Genomic DNA, 24,356 nt, shown 5'->3' with positions numbered 1-24,356 from the left:
CTTCGTCTCGATTGGCAGGCTACTTTGAAAAATAGATGAATCGGCTTCCAAACAAGTTCCCCTCGATCATGAAGCAAAGAATTAAACGCAATTTTGCGACATTTACTACCTAACGCTGCATTTTTTCGGAATCGACCTACGAAATGGCAAGCACGTCTTGTATTTTTCAGACTACGTTTCTGGATTCGTATCGAATCCGCGAATTACCGCAAAAGAAGAATCGCTCACCAATGAACCCTGCGATCACAACGACAAGCAATACGAGAGCAAGAACATAAGTGTCATATCGACAAGTGCCCTACGACAAACCATCGCTCCATGTGGTCAGCCTAGCTACATCTCACCATCAAAGACGGTGCCCCATCATTCGGCCAAGCCGAACAAGTTCAGCGCGGCGGCAACGAAATAGCCGCGCGAGATGGTGGCCATTACACCCATTCAGTGACAGTGAACTGTGCCGGAACTGTTATCCATATGGCAGCATTGACCCGGCGGCGAGCTTTTCCGACAACCGCCGCCGTGTGCCAACGCGGATGACGTAAAGGCGAAGATGGCTAGCAGTGTTAGAACCGATCTCATTGAAACCCCCACTTTTGAATCCCACAGCAAGTTATTAGAATAGCGCTTCAGCGTTTCGCCGCCCGCCAACCTGCGGCCTGCGCTTCCATTTCCGAACAAAACCACCGCTCCCCGTCTTTTTCGGAAACCTTGGTTCGGGTGTAATGCTCCTGCCCAGGCATATGGTAGATGCGATCGCCCTTGGCGTTGATGTTTCCTTTGATATCGCAGGCATTGCGGGGTGCTTCGGCCAAGATGGGTGCGATCGGTTCCGCTTGGCTACGCTTTTGCGCTCTCCACTCCCAGGGAGTTTGAAACGTGCCCTCCCACATTCCCAGCCTTTTCGATTTTGCGATTTTCTGCTGACCTGCATAAGCTCCGGCGCTGTAGCGTGGCCAGTCCAATGCGTAACCGTTAATGACCAGCCATTCTTGGATGCTCGTGCCGTCTGCCCGGAGACAATTTCCTACAAAGCGGCCGTAGCGGTCCCGTTCCACGAATTCACAATGGGTCGGTGACGACAATGAGAGGAATTCGGCGAGCGCCTCTGCTGCCCTTGCTCCACATCGGTACTTCTGGCCCTTGCCGTCGATACAGATTTGGGATGCCTCAGGAGCGTCGATACCGTTGAAACGAATGCGCTCACCATGGATTTCGATGGTGTCACCATCAACAACCGACGCGCGGCCGACAGCATTGTTCCTGCCTTCTGCCGCACCGGGGTCAGGGCAAAAGAAAAGCACAGCAATCAACGCCGCGATCAATCGCCAGAATGAAAACTGCATTCGTTGCGATCGATAGTGCGGTTGAGATCGCATTGGTCTCGTCGATAGAATGAAAGAAGGTAAATTTGACAGGCTGCCCATTACCGCGCCGTAATCCGCAGCGCCGTTAGCGTCTCCGGCGTGATCGTCCCGGTTACCTTAAGCCCATAGTCCCCCTGCATTTTTTGCAACCCAGTCCTCATTGTCGGCCCCAGCACACCATCGAACTCGCCTTCATAATATCCAAAGGCAAACATCGCGAACTGCACCTCGCGGACGATTTCCTTGAACTTATCCGAATTCCCCGGGAGTACCTTCAATGGTGCGGGCGCGACTGCGGGTGCCTGATATGTCGGCGCGGGCGCGGCAGGCGCGCTGTAAAGCGGAGCTGTGTAGGTGGGCGCAGGTGCCCGATAAACCGGTGGTTTGTAAGAATATCCGCCTGTCGACGACCTGTGACTGCTGTGGCTGCGATGAGAGCTGTGGCTTCGATGCCCTGCGAGGGTGAACAGATGATCAAGCTTGAAGACATCGAACATCGATTTCGACTTCCCACCATCGTCAAGCGTTGGCCGTATCGGCGCAGCCTGTGCTTGAGCTGGGAGAAATCCGGCTGCCAGCAAGGACGGTATTGCGAACAATCTCTTTTTCATATGGCCCCCAAGCCGCTGTATCCGTGATTGCGCGGATGCCACTCGAAGAAGCCGCCGCACTGGCTCCTCAGATCGCATCCGTCGCATTCATCCATAAATGCGCGTTTCCAGTCTGAAATCGTTGACGGTGCAAAGGGACGGTAGGCCTCAGGCACGGTACAGAGCGGAAAATTGTAAAGCTGTGCGTCGATCCCTCGACTTCTTACGAGATCCAGTGCGCGAGCGACGACATCGAACCCGGCAGAACTATCGTAAAACAGCGTTTTCCAGTTTTTGCGGCCGTAACCGATATTCTCCATCTGCATCATTGCCCAGGTCTGGATGAAGGGCAGTGTCGTTGTGATGAAGCGGGCCAACTCAAGGAGTCCTTGAGCGTTCGGTTCCATCAGAACGGTGCGAAGCTCAACCTGTGCGCCAGCACGACAGAGAATGGCCAGGTTGCGAAGAAGTTGTTCCTGGGCTCCCTGCTTGCCAACGATTTCGTCGTGAATTGCGGGATCACGTGAATAAAGGGGAATCCCCCAAACAATGCGACCTCTGTCGAGAGACTGCATTGCGACCAGGTCGCGCTCGTCGAAATGCTGGCCATTGGTGAGGATATGGAAGCGAAGGTCGGAGCGCTCGGCCATCACCCGTTGCAGGAATTCCAGCAATTGGTCCTTGAACAAGGTCGGTTCGCCGCCCGAGATTCCGATGGTCGCATCTTGCGGCGCAAGGAGTGCCGCCGCCTCGAAATGAGGAAACATGTCGACGTGATGTTCCTTCGGTGGCTGCGAACACATCACACACAGTTGGTCGCAACGCTCGGTTACCAAGAACGTATTGTGGGGTGACGACCTTCGAATGAGACGGTCGGCAACACCACGGCGCGGGTTGACCAGCAAGACATCTCCGTCGACTTCCGACGGATCGATACCATGGATCCGGATTGAACCGGCCTCGCCCAGATATTCCGCACTGTCCGGTCCGGCCGCTTCCAGCGCTGCCTCGAAACTATTGAGCTCGTGTCTGGCGTGTTCGTCGGCAAGTCCCTCCAGAGAGCGAAGTCGAACGACATAGGGCTCGACCGCGTCAGTGTCGACCTTGATGCGCAGCGGGATCATGCGTGCACAGGGACCATATGGTCTCCCCAGTTTGCCACGCCGCTCCATTGCGCAACCGAGTTCCGCGCAGCTTGGTCCTTCCGATAGAGAACCTCGAAAACCTTGTCGAAGACAGCAGTATGGCGACCACAGAACCAGGTATCCGCCCGTGGCACGTCAATGCGCCCGTACCTGGAGACATCGTCGACGACGTCGGTCCCACAGAATGGCTGGTAGGCGCAGTGAATGCAGTCGGGATCGAAGTTGTTCACGGATGAGGCGTTCAGAACGTCGACCTTGGCGGTGTCGATCCCGGTAGCGATGTCCCCGATGCTGAGATCGATGCGGCCGATGCGTGAAAGCATTCGAGCCTCGTCCGTCGGATAGAGACGGCCATCATGGTCGATTACGAGGTAATCCGAGGCGAAGAAGTTGGGATTTCGGATGTCGACGTGATTGTCGGTGCCAAGACACAGAACACGTTTCAGGCATTGGCTGAAGTAGTATTCTTCCATAAAGCGGCCCGTTTCCTGGTTCCGGGCAATCAGAATGTCGATGAATTTGGAATGAAGGGCGTTCCATCTCGATAGGACCTCCTCCCCCTGCTTCAGCTTTCGGGCAAAGCCCTGATGATTGACCGGTCGGAGATAAACCGAACGGATACCGTAGCGTTCGAAGTTGTCGAGCAACGCATCGAAGTCCGGTGGATTGGCGACATCGATCGTCGGCAGCGCCGAAATCTTGCCCGGTGCGAAGCGACGAACGGCCTCATCCAGATTGGAGAAGAACACATCCGTGTGAACGGTATCGTGCGTCCGCTGCCTTTCGTGGGTCAGCCGATCCCCATCCAACGATGTGCTGATGAAAGTGTCATCCGCCTCCAGAAATGCCCATTCCCGCGGGCCAAGGTTTTGAAGATTGGTGCAAACTACGAACTGGGATTGCGCGAACCTCGCGCGGCAGAAGTCGCGGACCTGTTCGAGCAGGTCAAGACGGAGTAGCGGCTCGCCACCCTGGAATTCGACTTTGAGGTCGGGCCCTTCGACGCCGTCGAGGAACGCGAGCACGCTGGTTAAGGTGTCGTCGGTCCAATCGAAACCACGGGCGCTCTCAGGGGCACGAGAAACCTGGCAGTAACCGCATGCCAGGTTGCAGCGAAGTGTCGGCACCAGGATCACATAGGACAGCTGTTGCTGCTTTGACTGACGACGAGACCATCGATACGCGAACGACGTCCAGGGCAGATCGAACTTGGTATCGAACGCATGTCCGCCCTCCCGAAGAAAGGCCCCGTCCCTCTCGGTCAGTTGGTCAGTCACGTATCGATCGAGGAAGCTGTCGTCTGATTTGAAGAAGCCGCCGGCATCATCGGCGAACAAGACCTCTCCATTTGAGAACTCGCGGAATTTCAGGGGCCATATGGTCATCGTGCGGTGACCGTAGAGACTAGGTCCCGTCGCATCGACAGGGTCTCGGCGTAGATTTTCTCGCGATAGACGGCATGGAGGAGAGCTTTTCGGAGATTCCCTTCCTCCGCGATAGCAACGCCATGAATGGTTACGCCATTGTCGCATTGCTGGAACTTCAGGGCAGGAAATAGGACCTGTACCCTCATCAGCGCGGCCGCCACATAAGATTCAAACTGCTGCGGAATTTCCAACGCAGTTACGGATTCATGCGGTTTTTCTGAAAAAATCATCCACCCCTAGCCCCGACGCGATATTGCAACGAGCGAAGTAGACAAGCAAGCGCTGTGAACGATCATAGAAAACGAAGAAGTAAGATGATCGCTACAACCGACAACGCGCCAGCAAGAAAAGGCCACAAGCGCCCCCACTGCCATTGGAAATAGCCGTAGACCCGTTCGAGGTCCGCTTTGATCTCGGCGCCGCTTGCGCTTCGCCCGATGCCGCCGGACACAAGATTCTCCTCGACGGTGAGGCTGCGGAAGCAGTGGCGGCCTTCCAGCACCTGAACCAGCCCGGCGCGGACGAGATCGCCCGGCCGCTGGCGCGCGATATCGACACCCTCAAACCGGATCGTTCCCGCGCTGACCTGCCCGCGTTCGGCCGGCAGAAGGTTGGAGACGGCCTCAGCGTCGTTGTCTTGCCGGCGCCATTTGCCCGAGCAAGGCGAGTATCTGCCCACGGCGCAGCTCGAAGCTCACCCCGTGAAGGGCGGTAATGGCGTAGTTATAGGTGGCGTAAACATTGTCCACCGAGAGAAGAATGTCGTCATTGGCCATGGAAATTCTTCCGTTCGCCTTCGCGCGATGAGTGAGGTGGGCGCCGGAGAAGTTCCGACACCCATCTTGTCGATCAGTTGGTGGTGACTGCGTCCGTTTGCAGGGCATAGCCGACGGAACGAACTGTTCGTATCATATCGAACCCCGATATCGAGCGAAGATTTCTACGCAGCCGACCGATGTGAATATCGACGGCCCGTTGATTGACAGGAGCCGTCTCTCGCCAACCAGCCATAATTAGTGCCTCGCGGCTATGAACGCGATCGGGATATTTCAGGAGGCATGCCAGGAGCCGAAAGCCTATCGGCGGCAACTCAAGGTGACGACCGCTGCAATAGACGCGTTTGGCTTCCATATCCATCTCGAGGATGTGCTGTTGCAGTAACTTGCCTTCAGCCAGAGTGCCTAGCTCGTCGGCACCCGTAACAACGTCGGGCTGACTGCGCAGGAATTGAAGCAATCTGGACGGCGCCAATGGCCTCAGCATGCCATCGTCAATGCCGGCCTTGATAAGTTCGATATGTTGAGCATCTCCCTGCGGAGGTATGAGAGCTGCAACGGGAATCGGTAGGCTATTCTTTGCGCCCTTGAGGCGGCTGCATATGTCCAGTGCACCACAACTATCTGATGCGCAATCGAGGAGAACAGCGTGCAATTTTTCGATCTCTAGAAGGTGATCCAAATCTTCGATCCCACCTATGAGGCGCAGATCATAGCCTTCTGCCTCAAGGATATGCTGGAGCAGGAGATATAATTCGGGATCGTTGGAGTTCAGCGCTACGACCGGCTTCATACCCACCTTCCCCGTCGGAGAACTTCCCCACGCCGCTGTCGCACAAGAATGAGCTATCATGATCATTTCTTTCTAGTTCGGGACGACCTCTCCGCCATTGACGTCGATCACGGCTCCATTGACGAAGCCAGCGTCTTTGGACGTCAGAAACTCAATCACCGCTGCGACATCGTCGGGTTCGCCGAGGCGACCAATTGGGATTCTGCTCAAAGCGGCACAATTGGAGGCGTCGTCTTTTGCCCCTGTCATACCAGTTAGAATTCGCCCTGGCGCCACAAGATTAATCGTGATGCCGCTCGGCGAGTAAGGGCCTATCAGCGCTTTTGCCAGGCCGGCAAGTGCTGCCTTTGAAGCAACATAGCTCGCTCCAGCTATCTTAGGTCTGGTTCTCGCAGCCACTGAGCCAAGCAAAATTATTCGGCCAAAACCATTCCTGATCATTCCAGGGCCAACCGCCTGACAGCAAAGCATTGTCCCGGTCAGGTTCACGGCGAGAACTTCATTCCATTCGCGCAACGCAATCTCGGAAAATTCCACGGCGCCACTGGGTCCTTTCGGAGAGATACCTGCGTTGCAGACAAGGATGCCGGGTGTTCCCCACACACGCTCAACCTCGCGGAAGAAAGACGTGATGGCGGACGCATCGACAAGATCGACTGTACGAGCAAGCACCCGTTCTGGCGGATGCTCTGTTTCAAGTGCCTGCTGTGCCGCTGCGACATTTTCTGACCGTTGGCTGAAGATCGCGACTCGGTGCCCGCCTTTCAAAAGGCGTCTGGCTGTTGCCAGACCTATACCCGTCGTTCCGCCCGTCACAACGGCTATCCGTGATTGGCCGATCCGCATCACGCAGCCTTATCCATCTGGGCGAAGAGCGAAAGCGGCGGCCGTGCATTGGGATCTGTCATGACCTCGATGAGATAGGGCTTCCTACTGCTGAGACCGAAACGCAAATGTTGTGCGAGTTGGGCAGGGTCATCGATGCGCACGGCATCGCACCCGCATGCCCGTGCAATCATCACGTGATTTACGTTGCCCAGATTGCATGCTGACGTGAAAGCACCGAACTTCACGGTCTCCGCATCCTTTTGGAAACCGAGGATGCCATTGTTGAGAACGACGATTGTTACGGGAACATTGGAGCGCACCATTGTCTCAAGCTCGCCCCAGCTGTGGGCAAAGCCTCCATCTCCTACAATCGCCACGACCGGGTTTTCGGGTTGAGCGACCTTGGCGCCTATAGCCAATGGTACACCCCAGCCCAGACCGGCGAGGCCACGTGGCGTCAGGAACCGCATTCCGGGTGAAAGCGCGCGTAACTGGCCGACAACCCACATAGACGAATAGCTGGCATCGGCAACAACCGTGGTCTGCGGCGTCAAACAGGCCTGAAGCTCAGCCATCACCTTCTCAGGGCGGATCGGAGTAGACGTTGCGGCGGTAAATACACCTCTCTCCTTTTCGAACATGCGCCAGAATGAACTGATGCGCGCAACCACAGCCGACCGGGACGTTTCCCGAAGGGAAAGATCGAGGCGGCTCAGATGATCACGCAGGGCATTCAGGGTTTCTGCGGCATCACCCACCAGCCGCAAGGCCTCGTATGTACGGCCGATTTCTGCGGGATCCACATCAATGTGCATCACCGTTGCATCGCGGGAAATCTGCTTCCAGCTATCCGTGCCATTTTGGTTGGTTCTGGTGCCAACCAGAAGCACGACGTCCGCTTCGTTGACCAGCGTGACCGAATGGCGGCCCAATGAATATGGCCCGACCAAGGACCCCAACACACCTGCTGATAGACGATGATGTTCATCGACACTGCCCTTGCCCATATTGGTCGTAAAAACGGGAAGCGCACACTCCTCCTGAAGCCGGCTAAGCTGATCAGCTGCTCCGCTTCCATGGACGCCGCCACCGGCGATCACGACGGGGGATTTTGCTGCGGCAATGATTTTGGCCGCGCGAGCAATCTCAGCATCCGCAGGGCGCCCTCGATCCAGTGGCCACCGTCCGAGGGATGCAGAACGAGGGAAATGCGCATTCGACGCTTGTGCACGCAAAAGATCGGCGGGCAGGACCAGAGCGGTAGGACCTGGACGTCCCGAACCGGCAATTGCAAAAGCTGCATCAACGTAGTCGTCAATGCGTTCCGGCACGACAACCTTGCGCACCCATTTTGTACAAGATTGGAACAAGGCAAGATGATCAAGTTCCTGGAAAGCGTTTCTGTCGGCCTGATCCCGCTCCACATCCTGAACGAGGGCAACAATCGGGACGCTCACCTTAAGTGCCTCTGCCAAGGGGGGCACCAAGAGTGTTGCAGCTGGCCCATTCTGGGCCGCGACAACGCCAATCTTCCCCGAACGACGCGCATAGCCATCCGCCATGGTGCCGCCCATATTCTCTTGCCGATAGGCAATCTGACGGATGCCGAGGCTTTCCGCTGCCAGGATAACTGCTGACGGCAGACTTTGCGCGAATATGTGTGTGACCTCGTGACGCTGAAGGGCCTGCGCAATTCGGTCGGCTACAGTGCCTGTAAGCTCAATAGGCATCTTTGTCCTCAATTCTTGATAGGGTCTTTGTCGGCGACGAAGTCCTGGAAACAGGCTATGATCTTGTCGATATCCTCATCATCCATCGCAGTGGAAAGGCAGGCTGCCGCCCCATTGGGCAGCAGAATATCGTGATCGAAAAAATGCATTGAAAGGCGACTCATCAGAGCGGCCTCTTCGGGGCTCATGAAGGCCTCCCGGAATTGCGTGGGGGGCGTGGGCTTAGGATGAATCCGGAACAAGGACGCCGAGCCAGTAATCGAGAATGTGCCCCCAATCGCATCGATGGCAGCGGCAAGACCCCGCCTTACACGTTCACCCATGATTTCGAGACGACCGAACTCAGCTTCGGTCATTGCGCTCATAGCCGCATAGCCCGCAAGCATCGAAACCGGATTGGCAGAGAACGTGCCGCCTTGTGGCAGAGTCGGCTTGGCGCCTGGCGCGCCAAAAACCTTCATGACCTCTTCTCGGCCCGCAATGGCGCCGATCGGAAATCCTCCGCCGATTATCTTGCCCAGCGCAATAATATCCGGCGCGATGCCATAGCGTGCGGATGCGCCATGGTAGCCTTGGCGGAAATTCAGAACCTCATCTGCAAGGATCAGGATCCCGTATTTGCGGGCGCTCAATTCCAACATTTCAAAGAACCCTGGCTTCGGCGCAGTAAGCCCTGCCCTGCTGGGCATTGGATCTATAACGATGCAGGAGAGTCTGTCGGCTGCTTGCGCAATACGCCTTTCGGCGCCTTCAATGTCGTTGAAGCGCAGGACCATTACATCCCTTGCGACCGCTTCGGGTACCCCACGGTAAAGTGGAATCGGAAGTGGGCTTTCATCGGGCCCCCAATTCGAAGGCGTACCGGCCTGCCCGATTTCGGCCCAATCATAAGCGCCGTGATAGGCACCTTCTATCCGGGCGATCCCTGGCCTTCCAGTAAATGCCCTGGCAGCTTTGATGGCAAACATCACGGCCTCTGTCCCGCTGTTAACGAACCGGATCCGATCCACGGTCGGTATCCGGCCTAGCAGCAGTTCTGCGAGCGCGATCTCGTGTTCCGTTGGATTGGCAAAGCAGGTGCCCCGCTCCAGCTGCGAAGCGACCGCTGTCGTGACGGGGGCGAACCCATGACCGTGAATGAGTGTGGTGTAATTGTTATTCAGATCCAGGCGACGTCTTCCGTCGACGTCGAAGAGGTACGCGCCCTCCCCGTGCGATATGTATACCGGGGTTGGATTGCGCTCGACAGTCACACGACTGGTGCCGTCGGGAAATACGCGCAGTCCGCTCCTGAAAAGTTCCTCCGATCTTGACGATCTCGTGCCGGCCGCAGGCACGGCGTCGTAGTAACGCATTTGTTGCACCTCCTGTGATTGCGATCACTAATATGTTGCAACAAAAATCACACATACGTCACTGACGCAACAAAATTATGCTGAAAAGGGCGGTTTCTGCATGGAGCGTTCGCGTCCCGCCTTCCTAAGGCGCCTATAACCATCGCGAATATCGCTTTCTATTGCCGCGCGCACCGCACCGCCATCTCGGTCGATAAGGCCCTCTATCGCAGCAGTATGGTTGTGAACTCCGTATTTCGCCTCGGCGAATTCAGGATAAAGATCATTGAATGATGCCCCGATCCGGAGCCACAAGGTTTCGATTGTGCTCATGAGGTGTGGCATCTGCGACAGCCTGTATATAAGGAAATGGAATTCCTTATTGCTCCACAGCGCGTCGGCATAGCGCGCAGTATCAAGCGCGGCGTTTATCTGGCTCTGCATCTTGATCAGCTCGTCAATATTGCCCTGCGCCACGTGCGACACAGATCTTTCAGCCGCGAGCCCTTCCAGGGCCAGGCGCATTAATGTAATCTCTTCAAGAGCTTCGGGGCCAACAAAGGGGACAATTACTGTTTTAGGCCCAGCGTAAACGAGCGCACCCTCGAAGGTCAGCCGGTTGATTGCATCACGCGCCGGCGTAGAGCTGACTCCAAGAGCTTCTGCCAAAGCGCGAACAGTAAGCTTGTGACCGGGTTCGAACGCGCCGCGTATCAGGCGCTCTTTCGTTTGCTGGTAAACCACCTCGCCCAGCCGGACAGGTGGTTTGCCTTCATTTTGTGTGTCATCGGCCTCGTCAGGCATTTCTTGTCTCCCATCCGTTGACAACGTGAAATTTATGTTGCATCAAAAAATCACAATAAACCTTATGCGTCGATTGTGTGACAACAATATAACACATTCGGCAAATCCGTCGCCTAGCCGATTGAATGAAATAGGGAGCGCGGGCGCTCCCTGCTCCCGCCTGCCGAAATCTTTTGTCTCAACGGAGTGGCAAAGCGGCGAACAACAAAATGAGACCGCTGGATGCCGGGGGAGCACCTCTGCAGCCACCGGAACTCGTAACAACAGGTTCCAGAGGAGAACTGGCATTGATTGGCCAAACGCTTGCCCTTCATAGGCTCGGGAAACGCTACAATGACACTGTCGCCGTAGACGACGTTTCGTTTGAAATTCAGGCCGGGGAATTCGTTTCCATCCTAGGTCCGTCTGGATCAGGCAAGACGACACTTTTGTCGATGATTGCCGGCTTCGACCGACCTTCCGCGGGTCGCATATCGATCGGTGCCAGCGACGTCACGGCGCTCGCGCCTAATCATCGCAACATCGGCATGGTTTTTCAAAAGTACGCATTGTTTCCACATTTGACCGTCAGCCAAAACATCGCATTTCCACTACGTATGCGTGGAATGAAGCGCGCAGTAATCGCAGATCAGGTCAAGCGCGCGTTGGAACTGGTCCAGCTTGGCGACTACGAAAATCGATACCCCCATGAATTGTCTGGCGGACAACAGCAGCGTGTCGCCGTCGCCCGCGCGATAGTGTTTGAACCTCCAGTCCTTTTGATGGACGAGCCTTTGGGCGCGCTCGATAAGAAGCTGCGGGAGTCCATGCAGCTTGAAATCTCGAAGCTTCAAAAGCGCCTTGGCGCCACTGTGGTCTATGTAACGCATGACCAGGACGAGGCTCTGACCATGTCGGATCGCGTTGCCGTCATGAGCCAGGGCAATCTTGTCCAGATCGGGCAACCCATGGAGCTTTATCAGAAGCCGCAATCGGCCTTCGTCGCTGATTTCATCGGCAAGATGAACTTCATTGACGCCGAATATCTTGGCCATGAGCGCAACGCCTGCATCGTTAGGGTAAGCGAGTCAATCACCTTGCCTGTACCGACGCTGGATGCAGAGGATCGTGCCCGCGTCGCGAAAGGCGATCTGGTGCGGCTGGCTGTAAGACCCGAGCGGCTAACGATCGCAAGCCCCGGAACGCCCGACACAATCCAAGGCCGCGTCGAGGCCAGCGTTTTCGTAGGCTCTTTCCAACTCGTTTTGGTGAAAACCAACGTCAGGGGGAATCCGATTGTGCAAATCCAGGTTCCGATAACGGGCGGCATGCCGATTGCACGGGCTGGCGACTGCGTTGGAGTGATTGCACAAAAGGAAGCGTTTCATGTCTTTCCTTCGCCGGAGGCCCAGGTATGAGCGAATTGGTCTCTCACATGAGTGACGGCTGGTACGCGCGCTTTCGACAGGCGTTTGTGCAGCAGTCTTTTCGGGACTTGTCACCAGTACTGTCACTGTGCCTTCTCATGCCCTTACTTGCCGTCCTTACGGCCGGGTTTCTTTATCCGATTGGATATCTCGCGAAACTGAGCCTTTTCAGTCCGGAGTTGGACTTCTCGCCATATATGCGTGTTTTTGAGCAGCCGCTTTACATGGCGGTTATGGCGCGGACATTCAGAGTCGCCCTTGCGGTCACTGCTGCCAGCTTATTGTTGGGGTTTCCAGTCGCCTTCGCCATGGCTCGGTTGAAAGGCAACCTTGCCCTCGTTGCGGCCGCTTCGGTTTTCATCGCGCTCTGGTCACCCGTTCTCGTTCGTTCCTACGCTTGGATCGTCCTTTTGCAGCGCAACGGAGTGATCAATCGATTTATCACAGACGCCGGTATTGTCTCGGAAGCGTTGAAACTCATCTACAATGAGGTTGCGGTGATCGTTGCCATGACGCATGTGCTCATGCCCTTCATGATCCTGCCGATCTTTGCCGCACTACGATCCATTCCAAAGGAATACGCGTTGGCCGCGCGAAATCTTGGTGCGACGGCTACCTCGGCTTTCGTCTTCGTAACGCTCCCGTTAAGCCTTCCCGGCGTGTTCGCGGGTTGTGTCATGTGTTTCATCCTCGCCCTCGGATTCTACATCACGCCCGCACTCATTGGCGGTCCGGGCACATTGATGATGGCGACTTTGATCGGCCAGCAGGCCACGGCACTTCTGGACTGGCCGTTTGCGGCAGCACTTTCGACAGTACTCTTATGTCTGACGCTCTTTTTCGTTCTGATTTTCCGCAAGATGCTCTCATTCAACAGGGGATTTCACGGTGTCCGTTGAATCAAACAGACTCCTTGGTACGGGTGACAAGGTGCCTATTGGCTTGCCCAAGCTGGCGCGTCCCTACCGAAGCGCACTCGGCACCCTGCTGGCTGGGCTTGTGCTCGGCGTCATCTTCTTTTTTCTTGTCCTGCCGACATTGATCATAATTCCAATTTCGCTCAACACCGCCAGCTACATCGAATTTCCCCCGCAGGATTTGACCCTTCATTGGTACCGCGAGTATTTCAATGATCCCGACTGGATGGCTGCTACGCTCTTCAGCTTCAAGATAGCGATGGCTACAACGGTCTCTGCCACCGTAATCGGTACGCTCGCGGCTATAGCGCTGGTGCGAGGCAACTTTCACGGAAAATCGCTCGTGCAAGCCCTCACCTTCAGCCCAATGATCGTTCCACACATCGTGCTGGGTGTGGCGCTTTATCTCGTTTTTGCCCCAATGCGGCTCACGGGCAATTTCTTCGGCTTTCTGATTGCACATACCGTGTTGGCAATCCCTTATGTCGTGATCACCGTCATGGCAGCGTTGCAGCGCTTTGATTTCACGATCGAGCTAGCTGCGCTGAGTTGCGGCGCCAGCCGCCTGCGAAGCTTCTTTAGCGTGATACTCCCCAATATCGCACCCGCGATCGCAATCGGTGCGGTGTTTGCCTTTCTGTCATCTTTTGACGAAGCGACCGTTGCATTCTTCATCTCCGATACCGGCGGCAAGACAATCAGCCGCAAGATGTTCGAAGACATCGACTTCAATCTCACTCCGGTCATCGCAGCGGTTTCCACTATTATGGTCGGCTTGTCCTTGATGCTCATGGCCATCATTCATCACGCAAAACGCGGCTGACTATCCAATCAATACAGTTTCTCATTTAGCGCTTTCAGCAGAGAGGACACCGATCGATGAACCGATCCGTCAGAAATCAATCATGGAAAAAGATCTTTCTGTTCGCCGCCGCATATTGCGTCTCCGGGATAAGTGGCGTTGCGACCGCAAACGCAGCGGGAAAGGTGATCATTGCCACGACGGGCGGCGCATACGAACGAGCCCTGCGTGAAGCCTGGTTCGATCCCTTTACGAAACAAACCGGGATCGAGGTTGCGACGGTTGCCGGCACAAATGCCGAGATGCGCGCGAAAGCCACCGCAATGGTCCGCACCGGTAATGTAAGTTGGGACCTCTACCTTCAGGGCGACATCCAGGCGAGCTCGGACGAACACGTTCAATCTGCACAGGATCTATCCAGCTTCTGCGAGGAACAGCTTTCCAGGAATGATGATCTTTCGGAAGACGCGTGTACAGCAGCCGGGGTGCGATTGCTGTCAAACGCAACCTTGCTCGCTTACAAGGCGGATGCATTTGACGGATCGATGCCAGAGAGCTGGGCTGATATGTGGGACCTGAACAGGTTTCCGGGAGGCCGCGCTTTCCCAAATTTTGACGATCCCTGGCGGGTCATGGCTGCTGCACTTCTTGCTGACGGGGTCAGCCGCGAGAATCTGTTCCCGCTCGATATAGACCGCGCTTTATCAAAGCTCGACGAAATCCGACCCGCCATCTCCTTATGGTGGAAAAGCGGAGATCAAAGCATGCAGGGATTCCGCAATGGCGAATATTCGATCGGACAGATCTGGCTGACGAGGGCCAAGGCCCTGAAGAGTGAAAGCCGCCCGGTCGCATGGTCATACAAGGCCGCCTTTCTTGTCGGCGATCGAATTGCCCTAATCAAGAATGCTGCAAATCAGGACAATGCGCTGAAGCTCCTGGATTACTGGCTGAATTCGCCGGGGGCACAGGCGAAAGTCTGTGATGTTCTTTCCTGCACGCCCCCAAGCGGGGCAGCAATCTCGATGATGTCGACTGAGGCCCGAGCTGACATGCCGAGTGCTGACGAGATGGAGAACCACGTCGTTGTCCCGGACGCGAAATGGATCAACGATAATGCGGCACTCATGCTGGAGCGTTGGAACAGCTGGATCCAGTAAGTCCGGCCAACGACGAATAAGGGAAACAACGAGATGAAAGATAATCAAGCCCGCGTCATGGTTGCGCGCTTCTGGCATGAGTCGAATGGTTTCAACCCGCAAGCTACGACCAAGGCTGATTTCCAGATCTGTGACGGCAGCACACTGGTGGAGGCGGCGACCACATCGGGCTCGACTCTTGGTGGCATGATAGTCCAGCTTCAACGACAGGGAGCAAAAGTAATTCCCAGTCTTTCCGTGACGGCACCGCCGAGCGGCCTCGTGGATCATGACTTCTTTGAATGGGTGAAGTCGAGGCTGGTTTCCGACGCGCTCACCCATAAACCAGATGCAATTGCACTAGAACTCCATGGGGCAATGGGGACAACCAGATTTGCCGATGCCGAGGGCGACCTACTGAAGAGCTTGCGAGATGCGGTCGGGCACGCTGTTCCGGTGGGCATTGGGCTCGATCTCCACGCTCATATTACCGACGCAATGGTTGCGGCGACTGACATATGCATTGCATGCAAGGAAAATCCGCACTCCGACGTCGTCGAATGCGGAGAGAAGGTGGTGAAATGCCTGCTGGCGATGCTGGCCGGCCAACTCCGCCCGGTGAACACTCTCGCGAAAATCCCCATGATCCTGCCCGGTGCCGCCGAAACAGCGAGCGGGCCACTTTCCGAAATTCATGAGTATGCGCGGCAGATCACGCGTGATGATAACGCGATTTGGGACATCTCGGTTTTCAACGTATTTCGTTACGCTGACGATTCCGACATCGGCCAGGCCGCGGTTGTGCTAACGAATGACTATGAAGAGAGCGGATTGATCGCCGAATCGATCGTAGAGCGATTCTGGCGCGAACGCGCGCGCTTCGAGGATGAGCTGATATCGATTGAGGATGCCCTAGCACTGGTGGCCGCCCGAGAAAGTCGTCAACCATACGTTTTGGCCGATATGGGCGATCGAGTACTCGCCGGGGCGCCGGGAGACAGCACCGCCATACTCGCAGCTGCTCTCAAGCGTCGTGATGCTTTGCGCGGCGCATTGCCGGTGACCGACCCGGCAAGCGTGCAGAAAGCATATCAGTGTGGGATAAATCGCCCAATCACTCTTAACATTGGCGGCGGCACAACGCCGGGTTTTGTGCCATTGGCGGTCACTGGTAAAATCGTGCACCTAAGCGATGGCAACATTGTTCTGGACGGTCCGTTCCAGGGCGGAGAACCAAGTTCCATGGGACCGACGGCCGTCATCGAAATCGAGGACCGGTTGAGCGTAATACTGACGACCAAACCGGCGTTCAGCCACGATCCAGCAGTTTTCACAAGCCAGGGCATCGACATTGCCGCACAGGATTTTCTGGTTGTGAAGTCGGGCTATCATTTCAAGCTGAATTTCGGCGATCGGGCGACCCCTCTCCTGGTTCACAGCCCAGGGATCGGCTATTACACCAAAGGATCGCTCAAATACGCGAACGCGCGCTTCTGGCCCGAGCACGACATCGGGGAGCCGGCGGTAAGGGTGAGAATGTACCGGAACGGACGCGCCCTTTCCCGAAAAGCTGAAGGGTCATTTGCAGCCTTGAGGACTGTGTCGACAGAAGAAATTCTGTAAAGGCATCGGTGAGATTTTAACTTGCGACCTACCGACCGAACGAAGAACTAGCTTCATCGAGCAAGCGAGGCCACCTAGCAAACATGCATGATGGTGTGCGAAGTAAGTTGGTTGCGGGGGCCTGATGGCACGGAGACTTGTAATTTCAGATGACTATCGTATTCCACCCGGGTGATCACGACTATGATCAAGCAGAATAGACTGATTGCGACCTTGAGCCGCCTGTAGGGGACATGGACCTTCCCCAGTGGAATATCGTAGACGATCGACCGGCCGCTTCCTCTTGGCCGCCGCCGAACATCAGTTAGCTGAGGTGCCAATTCTAGGAACGAACGCCGCCTCGCCAGCGGACACTCGCCACCTGGGAAGACACTCGACAGCATCATCCAGCTACGCCAACGTCTCCAATTCTTAAGTCACGGAGCTCGCAGCGATGATTGACTCCGCAAGGAACCAGTATTCTGATGTTCGGCTCGCTTGGCGATGGAAGAGCCACCTCGCCGCGACCATCGGTCTCGCCTCGTCGAAAACGGCTGACGCCTCTTCACCCGCACCTCGACCTCATCTAGAAGCTTCAGGTCGCGGGGCGGGTCACAAGCTGCACCATATTGTCGGGTGTGATCGAGCCGACATTGGTATCGAAGAAGTCGGGCGCGTGGCTAGCTACCCAGTTCGACCGGAAATGGCCGAGCCATTGCGGTTCGATGTAGAGGGCAAGGATCACGGTTTTCGGACGCGCCTGATCGTGCGCATAGGCATGCGGCTCCCATGCATTGATCAGAACTGCGCTCTCGTCGGTGAGCGGCACGAGCCGGTCGCGCACCGAAAACTGCGTATCGGCCCCCTCGACCTTCAACAGGACATGGCAATGCGGATGCGCGTGCCGCACCAGGGGCCGATCCATATCAAGCAGCGCCACTCTCCCGAAGCGGCCACGTACAATGCGCAGGGCATTCGACATCGTTCAAATATTGATCATTTCGCAGAAACTGCAACCCCACTGCGTGATCTGGCTCAAGTGAAGCTGGCTTGAAGTGATTTGCAAGTCGCAATTCAGCTTGACTCCAAACTCAAAGCGACCGTGGCGGGCATGACTGGGATCAGCGACAGGAGTCGCTGGACGTATGCGTGTCCGGGCCGGGTGAACAACTGCTCGGTCGGCGCGACCTCGCATAGCTTGCCGCCTTGCAGTACGGCGACCCGATCGCACATCTGCCGCACCACCGGCAGGTCGTGGCTGATGAACAGAACGGTCAATCCCAGCCGCTCCTGGAGGTCTTTCATCAGGTTGAGAATCTGCGCCTGGATCGACACGTCGAGCGCGGAGGTAGGCTCGTCGCAGATCAGAAAACGAGGGCGGCTGGCCAAAGCTCGCGCGATGGAGATACGCTGACGCTGCCCGCCCGAAAACGCATGCGGATAACGCAGGGCGGCATCTGCGGGAAGGCCGACCGCTGCCAGCAATTCCGCTACTACAGACCGCGCCGCGGCGGCATTGCCGACAAAGCGATGGTGCAGCAACGGCTCGGCCAGAATGTCGGCCACCTTCATGCGCGGATTGAGCGAGGAATACGGGTCCTGAAATACCATCTGCGTCTGACGTCGGATCTGTGACCTGATCGCATGCGACGCACCGAAAACCTCATTTCCATCAAACAGCATGGTGCCGTGGGTCGGTGGGGTAAGTCCTGCGAGAATGCGAGCAATCGTCGACTTGCCGGAGCCGCTTTCGCCGGCTAGCCCCAGAACTTCGCCGCGTTCGATGGAAAGGTCGATGCCTGAAAGTGCACTGAAACCCGCACTGCGTAAGAAGAGCCCATTTCGCCCTCCATAGGTCATGCCAACGAGGCGCAACTCTACCAACGGACCATCTCGAGTGGCGGTGGCGGCTTGGTGTCCGCCGGCCAGCCATTCCAGTGCAGTATCCACGCCACGGCCTAACCCCGCGACAGGGAATCGGTCACGCTTCACATTCATGCGCGGCACCACGGAAATCAGCGCGCGGCTGTAGGGATGCTCGGGCCTCTCCAACACTTGAAGCGTTGGTCCCAGCTCGACCAGCTTGCCGCCCTGCATTACCGCCACGCGGTCGGTGATCTGTGCGATCACGCCCATATCGTGAGTGACAAGCATAACGCCGATTTTCCGTTCGCGGGCGAGCGATCGTATGAGCTGCAGTATCTGCGCCTGAACCGACACATCCAGCGCCGTGGTCGGCTCGTCGGCTATGATCAGTTCGGGATTGGAGCACAAAGCGAGCGCTATGACAGCGCGCTGGCGCATGCCGCCTGAAAATTCATGCGGCCAGTTCTTCACGCGCCGTGCTGGTTCGGGAATGCCAACCGCTTCAAGTTGCCGTACAGCTTCTGCCCGGGCTTCAGGCAGCGACATGGAACGATGGGTTCGGATCGTATCCACAAGCTGCCGCTCGATCGTGAAGAGTGGATTGAGGCTCGTCAGAGGGTCCTGGAATATCGTCGACACCTGACGTCCCCGCAGCGCGCGCATGGCACGCGCATCGGTGGCATCGATCTCACGGCCTTTGAACCGGATGCGACCGGCGGCGATGCGACCGGGCGGTTGCAGAAGCCCGGTAATTGCTGCTCCAACCGTCGATTTTCCAGCGCCGCTTTCGCCCACGACTCCCAGGATTTCGCCGGGACCGATGGAAAGCGTAACATTGTCCACGGCGATGACGTCTTCCTGCCAGCCAGGAAACTCGACGCGCAGCCCCTCGATTTCCAGCACATTCTCCATCAGCGGCCCTTCGGATTCAGTGCCTCGCGGAGCCAGTCGCCCAGCAGATTGATCGACAGCGCAAGCGCCAGCAGAACGAGCGCGGGGAAAGTGAGGATCCACCATTCACCGGACAGCAGGAACTGCTGGCCAATGCGGATAAGCGTACCAAGCGACGGCTGATTTGGCGGAAGTCCTGCACCCAGAAACGACAGCGTAGATTCCGCGATCACCGCCAGAGCGAAATTGATCGTCGAAATAACGAGGATCGGCCTCGCCACATTTGGCAGAAGATGCCGCCGCAGGATCGCGCGCGCGGGACGCCCCATCATCGTTGCAGCTTGGATATATTCGCGGCGCATCTCGACCATGGCCGCGCCACGCACGGTGCGGGCATACGAGACCCAGTCCGAGAGACCGATTGCGAAGATCACGACATAGATCGCCATCGCGTCGCGCATGCCGGAGGGAAGCAGCGAACGCGTCAGACCGAAAATCAGCAGCGCCACAAGCATCGACGGGATCGCAAGCTGCACATCCGCCATACGCATGATGAGCGCATCGCGCCGACCCCCGGCATAGCCTGCAATCAAACCGAGCGTCACGCCGATCAAAGCCGACAATCCGACAGCAGCGATGCCGACCGTCAGTGACGTGCGCGCGCCAAACAACATCGCTGACAGCATGTCGCGTCCCTGACCGTCTGTTCCCAGCAGAAAGTACGTTCCGGAAAACGCGTTCGCGCTGAACGGCGGAGTGAACCCGTTCATCAGGTCCACGGTTCCGGCCACCCGCAGGTCCTGAGGCGCAATGAGCGGCGCCGCCACAGCCGCCAATACAATCAACAGCACCATCGCAAAAGAGATTATTGCTCCAGGCGAGCCTAGGAAGGCGCGGCCCAGTTCAGAGTCGCGAAACCGCTGCCAGCGGCTGCCTGATGGAAACTGATGCGAGCTGTTCATGTCAGTGGCCTGCCGCGCCCGCGCGCAGCCGCGGATCGAAAAGATAATAAAGGCAATCGACGATCAGGTTGATCATGACGAAGATTACGGACACCAGAAGCAGATATGTCGCCATGATCGGGACATCGGAGAAATTTACGGAATTGATGAACAGCAGGCCCACACCCGGCCATTGGAACACGGTCTCCGTCACCACCGCAAAGGCGATGACAGTGCCCAGCTGAAGACCGGAAACGGTGATCACCGGCACCATAGTGTTCTTCAACGCGTAACGGAAATTGATCAATCTGTCGGACAGCCCGCGAGCGCGCGCGAACCGGATGTGATCGGAGGCAAGCACCTCCCCCATTTCGGCACGAACAAGCCGCAAGATAAGGGCCACCTGGAACAACATAAGAGACAGCGTGGGCAGGATGATCGCCTTCCAGCCTGAGACGGTCAAAAGTCCTGTCGTCCACCACCCCAGTTTTACCGTTTCACCCCGTCCGAAGGCGGGCAGCCAGCCGAGCTGCACGGAAAACACGTAGATCAACCCGATGCCGATCAGGAAGTTGGGAAGCGATACTCCTATGAGCGACCCGGCCATCACCGCTTTCGTCATACGCGAGCGAGGATTGAGGGCCGTCGTTACACCGAGGAAGAGGCCTGCCGCCATTGCCAGCACGAAGGAAAGCAGCGCCAGCTCCAGCGTTGCAGGCAGGCGCTCCACGATCAGTTGGAGAACCGGTTGCCCTATCCGAGTCGATATGCCGAAATCGCCCTGCACCGCCGACCAGACGAACCGCGCGAACTGCACCGGAAACGGCTGATCCAGACCGAGCACAGCTTCCAGCTGCGCACGGTCGGCCGCCGTGGCGTCCTGGCCCAGCATGTTCTGGACCGGGTCGCCGATAAAGCGGAACGCAGCAAAAGAGAGGAATGCAGTCACCAGCATTACGGGGACCGTCTGCCCCAGCCGGCGCAGCAGGAAGAGGATCATTTTGCCACGGTCACGTTCTTGACGAAGATCTGGTTGCCCAGATTGGCGGTGATACCGAGCTTTTCCGCGCTTGCGCGGGCCAGCATCTGATTGTGGATCGGCAGATAGAAGGTCTCTTCCTGAACCGCATTCCAGATTTCGGCAATTGTCGCATTTCGCTTCTCGATATCCGGCTCCGCCGCCAGGGACTCGATCTTCGCATCGATCTCCGGATTGACGTAGTTGACCGACGACCACGCGCCGCGGCCATTCGAGCGTGAATGCACGAGATTGTCGAACAGGTATTGGCTGTCGAACGTCGAAACGCCCCAGCCCATGATGTAGAAATCCGTCTTGCCATTGGCGATGGCAGGGAACTGAACACCGCCGGGCTGCACGTCCAGCTTCACGTCGATGCCGATTCTGCCAAGCATTCCGACAACTGCCTGGCAGATCGCCTCTTCATTGATGAAAGCATCATTGGTGCAGTGCAGGGTCACGGTAAAGCCATCGCCGTATCCAGCCTCCGCCATCAGCGCCTTCGCCGCGTCCAGATCGACAGCAGGCACCTTGCCTATCTCTTCCGTGTAGCCGTTAATGAAAGGAGGGGCGATGGTTCCCAGCGGGATGGATTCGCCACGCATGACCACGCGCTTGATGGCCTCGCGATCGATCGACATGTTCATGGCATGGCGAACGCGCTTGTCGGCAAAGGGGTTACCCTTGGCCTGGCCGAACTCCAGTTTTTCAGCACCCACATTGAGGCCAAAGAATATCGTGCGGTTCTCGGGACCGCGAACAACCTTCAGGCCCGGCGCCTGCTCAAGACGGGAGATGTCCTGTGCCGGCACGTCCTGCAGGAAGTTGACTTCACCCGACAACAGAGCTGCGACGCGCGTGGCCGGCGACTGGATCGGCGTGTAGACGATGCGGTCGATATCAAGCGGGAACTCGCCCTTTCCCCAGTAGCCGTCATATGCCGCCAGTTCGGTGCGGCTATCGGGAACGCGGATAACAAGCTTGTAGGCGCCCGTACCGTTTTCATGCGTGGCGGCGAAGCTTTCCCCGCCTGCCTTGAAGTCCTGCGGCTTGGTGGCGTTGTTCGCCTGCGACCACTCGCGGTTCATCATGAAAATATTGATCATGCTGTTGACGAGAAGCGGGTTCACACCTTGCGTATGAATGCGCACCGTAAGTGGATCGACCGCTTCCACGCGATCGATGGACGAAAGCAGCGAGCGCACGTTCGACGTGTCGGTCATCGCGCGTTCGATGGAAAACACGACGTCGTCGGCTTCGAATGCCGTGCCATCGTGGAAGGTTACACCGTCACGCAGCTTGAATTCCCAGATGCTCGGCTGATCCTTCAGGTTTTCCCACGACACGGCCAGAACGGGTGTCAATTCTCCGATGTCGGAGCGTGCCACCAGCGGCTCATAGATCTGGTGGTTGAAGGTATGCGTGATACCTTCATTATAGGCGTGGGGGTCGAGCGTCTGCACATCGGACGCCCTCGCCCAGTTCAGTGTTTCTGCCAGCGCCGGCAGTGCCGTTCCAGCCATCATCAACGCCACGAGACCGGCGCGCAGGGAAAATGCCATATATCTTAGTCCTCTGTCGGTTGGCGGGTTGGAAATCTGCGTCCTCTTACCCACGGATATTGGATTCAGTCGTTTCTCAGGCCGCACCAATCGATGATGGCGGCGGCTAAAACCTTTGTCGTTTCGCGGATGGAGGCCACATCTGCCCATTCATCCGCGCCATGCTGATTTGCTCCTGCAGGCCCATAGCGCAGTGCCCGCATTCCGGCCGCGGCGTAGTGCGCGCCGTCTGTCACGCCTATCGAACCCCGCAGGATCGTCTCGTTGTGACCAAGCCGCTCTCTAGCCGATCGGATCGATCCGACGATCGGGTGATCCGGCGATGTGTTCATCGGAGGAAAGTGAAGGCCATAAAGGTCCCACTGCACGGTGATCGGGTTCTCACGCAACCACGGGTCGGACGCGCAGAAGCCGGCAACGAACGCCTCGAAATCCGCCCGTACTTCGGCCGTCTTTTCGTGGGGCAGAAACTTCATGTCGATGTCGATCGCGGCGACATCGGGCACGATGCCCGGATTGCTGAGAATTTGCGGCAGACCATCTGGGCCCATGCCAGCGCCGATCTGGACGACGCCGACACCAAAATGATTCACGCCGGCAGGCATCAACGGATGCGACTTCGACCGCGCAACGCCGGCCTCGTAGTCTCGCAGCGCCAACAAGAAACGCGTGGCAATATCGGCGGCGCTGACCGGTTCGTTGCCCGTTCTTGCCGAATGTGGTTGCGGCCAATAACCGGTGTAGCGATAGGCCGAATGACCTTGGCGTCCGCGGATTGTCACTCGCAGCCATTCAAGCCCGCCCTGGCACAGGAATATCTCGCCCTGGCCGGGCTCGGCGACAATTACCGCCGCAGCATGTTCACCCTCCGCTACGGCCGAGCGGGCGCCGAAACCACCAGCCTCTTCGTCCACCACCGAATGCAGGGCAAGCAGACCGTCGAGCTTGAGCCCTGTCTTGCTGATCGCCCGAATTGCGCCAACGCAACAGGCTAGGCCGGCCTTCATGTCCTGAGACCCGCGCCCCAGCAAGCGGCCGTCGCGGATCTCTCCGGAAAATGGGGGCCAGGACCACGCGGAAATGTCGCCGACAGGCACCACGTCGATATGCCCGCACAAGATCAGCGATTTCGCGTCGTCGCCGCCATCTTCCGTTTTGGCGACAAGGTTGGGGCGACCCGGAAGCGCGTCCCAACGTCGTGTAACCAGTCCCATGACCTCAAGTTCAGCCTGCAGCAGATCCTGAACTTCGGCTTCGCGTCCCTCGATGTCTGCGCCGCCATTGCCGGTCGGAAACTTTGGATTGACCGAAGGAATCCGCACCATTTTCGACGCAAGGCTGACAGTCCAGTCGGGCTCGGCGTCCAGCGCCGCCCACACTCGGGCAATAGCATCCTGCGGCTCTGCAGACACGGGCAAACT

At 57.2% G+C, this 24,356-nt stretch carries 20 protein-coding genes and 2 pseudogenes; 5 read left to right on the top strand and 17 right to left on the bottom strand.

Features of this window, described 5'->3' with window-relative positions; all coding sequences use genetic code 11:
- Positions 1 to 626 precede the first annotated feature (626 nt).
- From BM413_RS24800 to BM413_RS24750, 11 genes and pseudogenes are all read right to left on the bottom strand, one after another.
- Positions 627 to 1,343, bottom strand: a complete 717-nt coding sequence (locus tag BM413_RS24800) for a thermonuclease family protein (RefSeq protein WP_210188969.1) — start codon at positions 1,341 to 1,343, stop codon at positions 627 to 629.
- A gap of 80 nt (positions 1,344 to 1,423) precedes the next feature.
- Positions 1,424 to 1,975 (bottom strand): His-Xaa-Ser repeat protein HxsA, encoded by a 552-nt coding sequence (hxsA, locus tag BM413_RS24795; RefSeq protein ID WP_091917526.1) that lies wholly within the window; start codon positions 1,973 to 1,975, stop codon positions 1,424 to 1,426.
- Complete coding sequence (gene hxsC / locus BM413_RS24790) at positions 1,972 to 3,078, bottom strand: His-Xaa-Ser system radical SAM maturase HxsC (protein WP_091917525.1); 1,107 nt, start codon at positions 3,076 to 3,078, stop codon at positions 1,972 to 1,974. The genes hxsA and hxsC overlap by 4 nt, the downstream gene beginning before the upstream one ends.
- Complete coding sequence (hxsB, locus tag BM413_RS24785; protein WP_091917524.1) at positions 3,075 to 4,484, bottom strand: His-Xaa-Ser system radical SAM maturase HxsB; 1,410 nt, start codon at positions 4,482 to 4,484, stop codon at positions 3,075 to 3,077. The genes hxsC and hxsB overlap by 4 nt, the downstream gene beginning before the upstream one ends.
- Complete coding sequence (locus BM413_RS24780) at positions 4,481 to 4,756, bottom strand: hypothetical protein (protein WP_091917523.1); 276 nt, start codon at positions 4,754 to 4,756, stop codon at positions 4,481 to 4,483. Before BM413_RS24780 ends, hxsB begins: the two co-directional genes overlap by 4 nt.
- A gap of 146 nt (positions 4,757 to 4,902) precedes the next feature.
- A pseudogene (locus tag BM413_RS24775) lies at positions 4,903 to 5,302 on the bottom strand (ATP-binding cassette domain-containing protein); the annotation flags it as partial.
- 73 nt (positions 5,303 to 5,375) lie between these two features.
- Positions 5,376 to 6,095: a winged helix-turn-helix transcriptional regulator gene (locus tag BM413_RS24770; protein WP_175544429.1), complete on the bottom strand. Its 720-nt coding sequence runs from the start codon at positions 6,093 to 6,095 to the stop codon at positions 5,376 to 5,378.
- Between the two features lie 72 nt (positions 6,096 to 6,167).
- Positions 6,168 to 6,941, bottom strand: coding sequence for a 3-oxoacyl-ACP reductase FabG (gene fabG, locus BM413_RS24765; RefSeq protein WP_091917521.1), 774 nt, complete (start codon positions 6,939 to 6,941; stop codon positions 6,168 to 6,170).
- Entirely contained in the window at positions 6,941 to 8,653 is a 1,713-nt protein-coding gene (locus tag BM413_RS24760) for an acetolactate synthase catalytic subunit (protein ID WP_091917520.1), read from the bottom strand. The genes fabG and BM413_RS24760 overlap by 1 nt, the downstream gene beginning before the upstream one ends.
- Positions 8,654 to 8,661: 8 nt before the next feature.
- Positions 8,662 to 10,008, bottom strand: coding sequence for an aspartate aminotransferase family protein (locus tag BM413_RS24755; RefSeq protein ID WP_091917519.1), 1,347 nt, complete (start codon positions 10,006 to 10,008; stop codon positions 8,662 to 8,664).
- A 75-nt stretch (positions 10,009 to 10,083) separates the two neighbouring features.
- Complete coding sequence (locus tag BM413_RS24750; RefSeq protein ID WP_091917518.1) at positions 10,084 to 10,791, bottom strand: GntR family transcriptional regulator; 708 nt, start codon at positions 10,789 to 10,791, stop codon at positions 10,084 to 10,086.
- Between the two features lie 287 nt (positions 10,792 to 11,078).
- Here BM413_RS24750 and BM413_RS24745 point away from each other — a divergent pair, with 287 nt between their 5' ends.
- Genes BM413_RS24745 through BM413_RS24725 form a run of 5 tightly spaced genes read left to right on the top strand, consistent with a single transcriptional unit; the run spans position 11,079 to position 16,678 of the window.
- The gene (locus BM413_RS24745) at positions 11,079 to 12,188 is read left to right on the top strand and encodes an ABC transporter ATP-binding protein (protein WP_091917517.1); all 1,110 of its coding nucleotides are present in this window, start codon (positions 11,079 to 11,081) and stop codon (positions 12,186 to 12,188) included.
- Positions 12,185 to 13,096, top strand: a complete 912-nt coding sequence (locus BM413_RS24740) for an ABC transporter permease (protein ID WP_244538015.1) — start codon at positions 12,185 to 12,187, stop codon at positions 13,094 to 13,096. Before BM413_RS24745 ends, BM413_RS24740 begins: the two co-directional genes overlap by 4 nt.
- 43 nt (positions 13,097 to 13,139) lie before the next feature.
- The gene (locus BM413_RS24735) at positions 13,140 to 13,937 is read left to right on the top strand and encodes an ABC transporter permease (protein ID WP_244538018.1); all 798 of its coding nucleotides are present in this window, start codon (positions 13,140 to 13,142) and stop codon (positions 13,935 to 13,937) included.
- 56 nt (positions 13,938 to 13,993) lie between these two features.
- Positions 13,994 to 15,076, top strand: a complete 1,083-nt coding sequence (locus tag BM413_RS24730) for an extracellular solute-binding protein (protein ID WP_091917515.1) — start codon at positions 13,994 to 13,996, stop codon at positions 15,074 to 15,076.
- A 33-nt stretch (positions 15,077 to 15,109) separates the two neighbouring features.
- The gene (locus BM413_RS24725; protein WP_091917514.1) at positions 15,110 to 16,678 is read left to right on the top strand and encodes a M81 family metallopeptidase; all 1,569 of its coding nucleotides are present in this window, start codon (positions 15,110 to 15,112) and stop codon (positions 16,676 to 16,678) included.
- Positions 16,679 to 17,291: 613 nt separating this feature from the next.
- Here BM413_RS24725 and BM413_RS24720 read toward each other — a convergent pair.
- From BM413_RS24720 to BM413_RS24695, 6 genes and pseudogenes are all read right to left on the bottom strand, one after another.
- Positions 17,292 to 17,639: pseudogene (locus BM413_RS24720) on the bottom strand (AraC family ligand binding domain-containing protein); the annotation flags it as partial.
- Positions 17,640 to 17,731: 92 nt separating this feature from the next.
- Complete coding sequence (locus BM413_RS24715; protein ID WP_091917513.1) at positions 17,732 to 19,435, bottom strand: dipeptide ABC transporter ATP-binding protein; 1,704 nt, start codon at positions 19,433 to 19,435, stop codon at positions 17,732 to 17,734.
- A complete protein-coding gene (locus BM413_RS24710) occupies positions 19,435 to 20,376 on the bottom strand; it encodes an ABC transporter permease (protein ID WP_091917512.1) in 942 nt (313 codons plus the stop codon). Before BM413_RS24710 ends, BM413_RS24715 begins: the two co-directional genes overlap by 1 nt.
- Before the next feature lies 1 nt (position 20,377).
- On the bottom strand, positions 20,378 to 21,355 hold the full coding sequence (locus BM413_RS24705) for an ABC transporter permease (RefSeq protein WP_091917511.1): 978 nt from the start codon (positions 21,353 to 21,355) through the stop codon (positions 20,378 to 20,380).
- A complete protein-coding gene (locus tag BM413_RS24700; RefSeq protein WP_091917510.1) occupies positions 21,352 to 22,935 on the bottom strand; it encodes an ABC transporter substrate-binding protein in 1,584 nt (527 codons plus the stop codon). Before BM413_RS24700 ends, BM413_RS24705 begins: the two co-directional genes overlap by 4 nt.
- A 65-nt stretch (positions 22,936 to 23,000) precedes the next feature.
- Positions 23,001 to 24,347: a M20 family metallopeptidase gene (locus BM413_RS24695; protein ID WP_244538014.1), complete on the bottom strand. Its 1,347-nt coding sequence runs from the start codon at positions 24,345 to 24,347 to the stop codon at positions 23,001 to 23,003.
- Positions 24,348 to 24,356 lie beyond the last annotated feature (9 nt).

The sequence above is a fragment of the Mesorhizobium sp. YR577 genome, assembly GCF_900116595.1.
GTDB lineage: Bacteria > Pseudomonadota > Alphaproteobacteria > Rhizobiales > Rhizobiaceae > Mesorhizobium_M.
The sequence above is the reverse complement of the archived record's forward strand: the minus strand, read 5'-3'. Positions and strand labels throughout refer to the sequence as shown.

Excerpts from the sequence above, each read along its gene's own strand:
- BM413_RS24800 (WP_210188969.1), bottom strand. The coding sequence starts at position 1,343 with ATGCAGTTTTCATTCTGGCGATTGATCGCGGCGTTGATTGCTGTGCTT.
- hxsA (WP_091917526.1), bottom strand. The coding sequence starts at position 1,975 with ATGAAAAAGAGATTGTTCGCAATACCGTCCTTGCTGGCAGCCGGATTT.
- hxsC (WP_091917525.1), bottom strand. The coding sequence starts at position 3,078 with ATGATCCCGCTGCGCATCAAGGTCGACACTGACGCGGTCGAGCCCTAT.
- hxsB (WP_091917524.1), bottom strand. The coding sequence starts at position 4,484 with ATGACCATATGGCCCCTGAAATTCCGCGAGTTCTCAAATGGAGAGGTC.
- BM413_RS24780 (WP_091917523.1), bottom strand. The coding sequence starts at position 4,756 with ATGATTTTTTCAGAAAAACCGCATGAATCCGTAACTGCGTTGGAAATT.
- BM413_RS24770 (WP_175544429.1), bottom strand. The coding sequence starts at position 6,095 with ATGAAGCCGGTCGTAGCGCTGAACTCCAACGATCCCGAATTATATCTC.
- fabG (WP_091917521.1), bottom strand. The coding sequence starts at position 6,941 with ATGCGGATCGGCCAATCACGGATAGCCGTTGTGACGGGCGGAACGACG.
- BM413_RS24760 (WP_091917520.1), bottom strand. The coding sequence starts at position 8,653 with ATGCCTATTGAGCTTACAGGCACTGTAGCCGACCGAATTGCGCAGGCC.
- BM413_RS24755 (WP_091917519.1), bottom strand. The coding sequence starts at position 10,008 with ATGCGTTACTACGACGCCGTGCCTGCGGCCGGCACGAGATCGTCAAGA.
- BM413_RS24750 (WP_091917518.1), bottom strand. The coding sequence starts at position 10,791 with ATGCCTGACGAGGCCGATGACACACAAAATGAAGGCAAACCACCTGTC.
- BM413_RS24740 (WP_244538015.1), top strand. The coding sequence starts at position 12,185 with ATGAGCGAATTGGTCTCTCACATGAGTGACGGCTGGTACGCGCGCTTT.
- BM413_RS24730 (WP_091917515.1), top strand. The coding sequence starts at position 13,994 with ATGAACCGATCCGTCAGAAATCAATCATGGAAAAAGATCTTTCTGTTC.
- BM413_RS24725 (WP_091917514.1), top strand. The coding sequence starts at position 15,110 with ATGAAAGATAATCAAGCCCGCGTCATGGTTGCGCGCTTCTGGCATGAG.
- BM413_RS24715 (WP_091917513.1), bottom strand. The coding sequence starts at position 19,435 with ATGGAGAATGTGCTGGAAATCGAGGGGCTGCGCGTCGAGTTTCCTGGC.
- BM413_RS24710 (WP_091917512.1), bottom strand. The coding sequence starts at position 20,376 with ATGAACAGCTCGCATCAGTTTCCATCAGGCAGCCGCTGGCAGCGGTTT.
- BM413_RS24705 (WP_091917511.1), bottom strand. The coding sequence starts at position 21,355 with ATGATCCTCTTCCTGCTGCGCCGGCTGGGGCAGACGGTCCCCGTAATG.
- BM413_RS24700 (WP_091917510.1), bottom strand. The coding sequence starts at position 22,935 with ATGGCATTTTCCCTGCGCGCCGGTCTCGTGGCGTTGATGATGGCTGGA.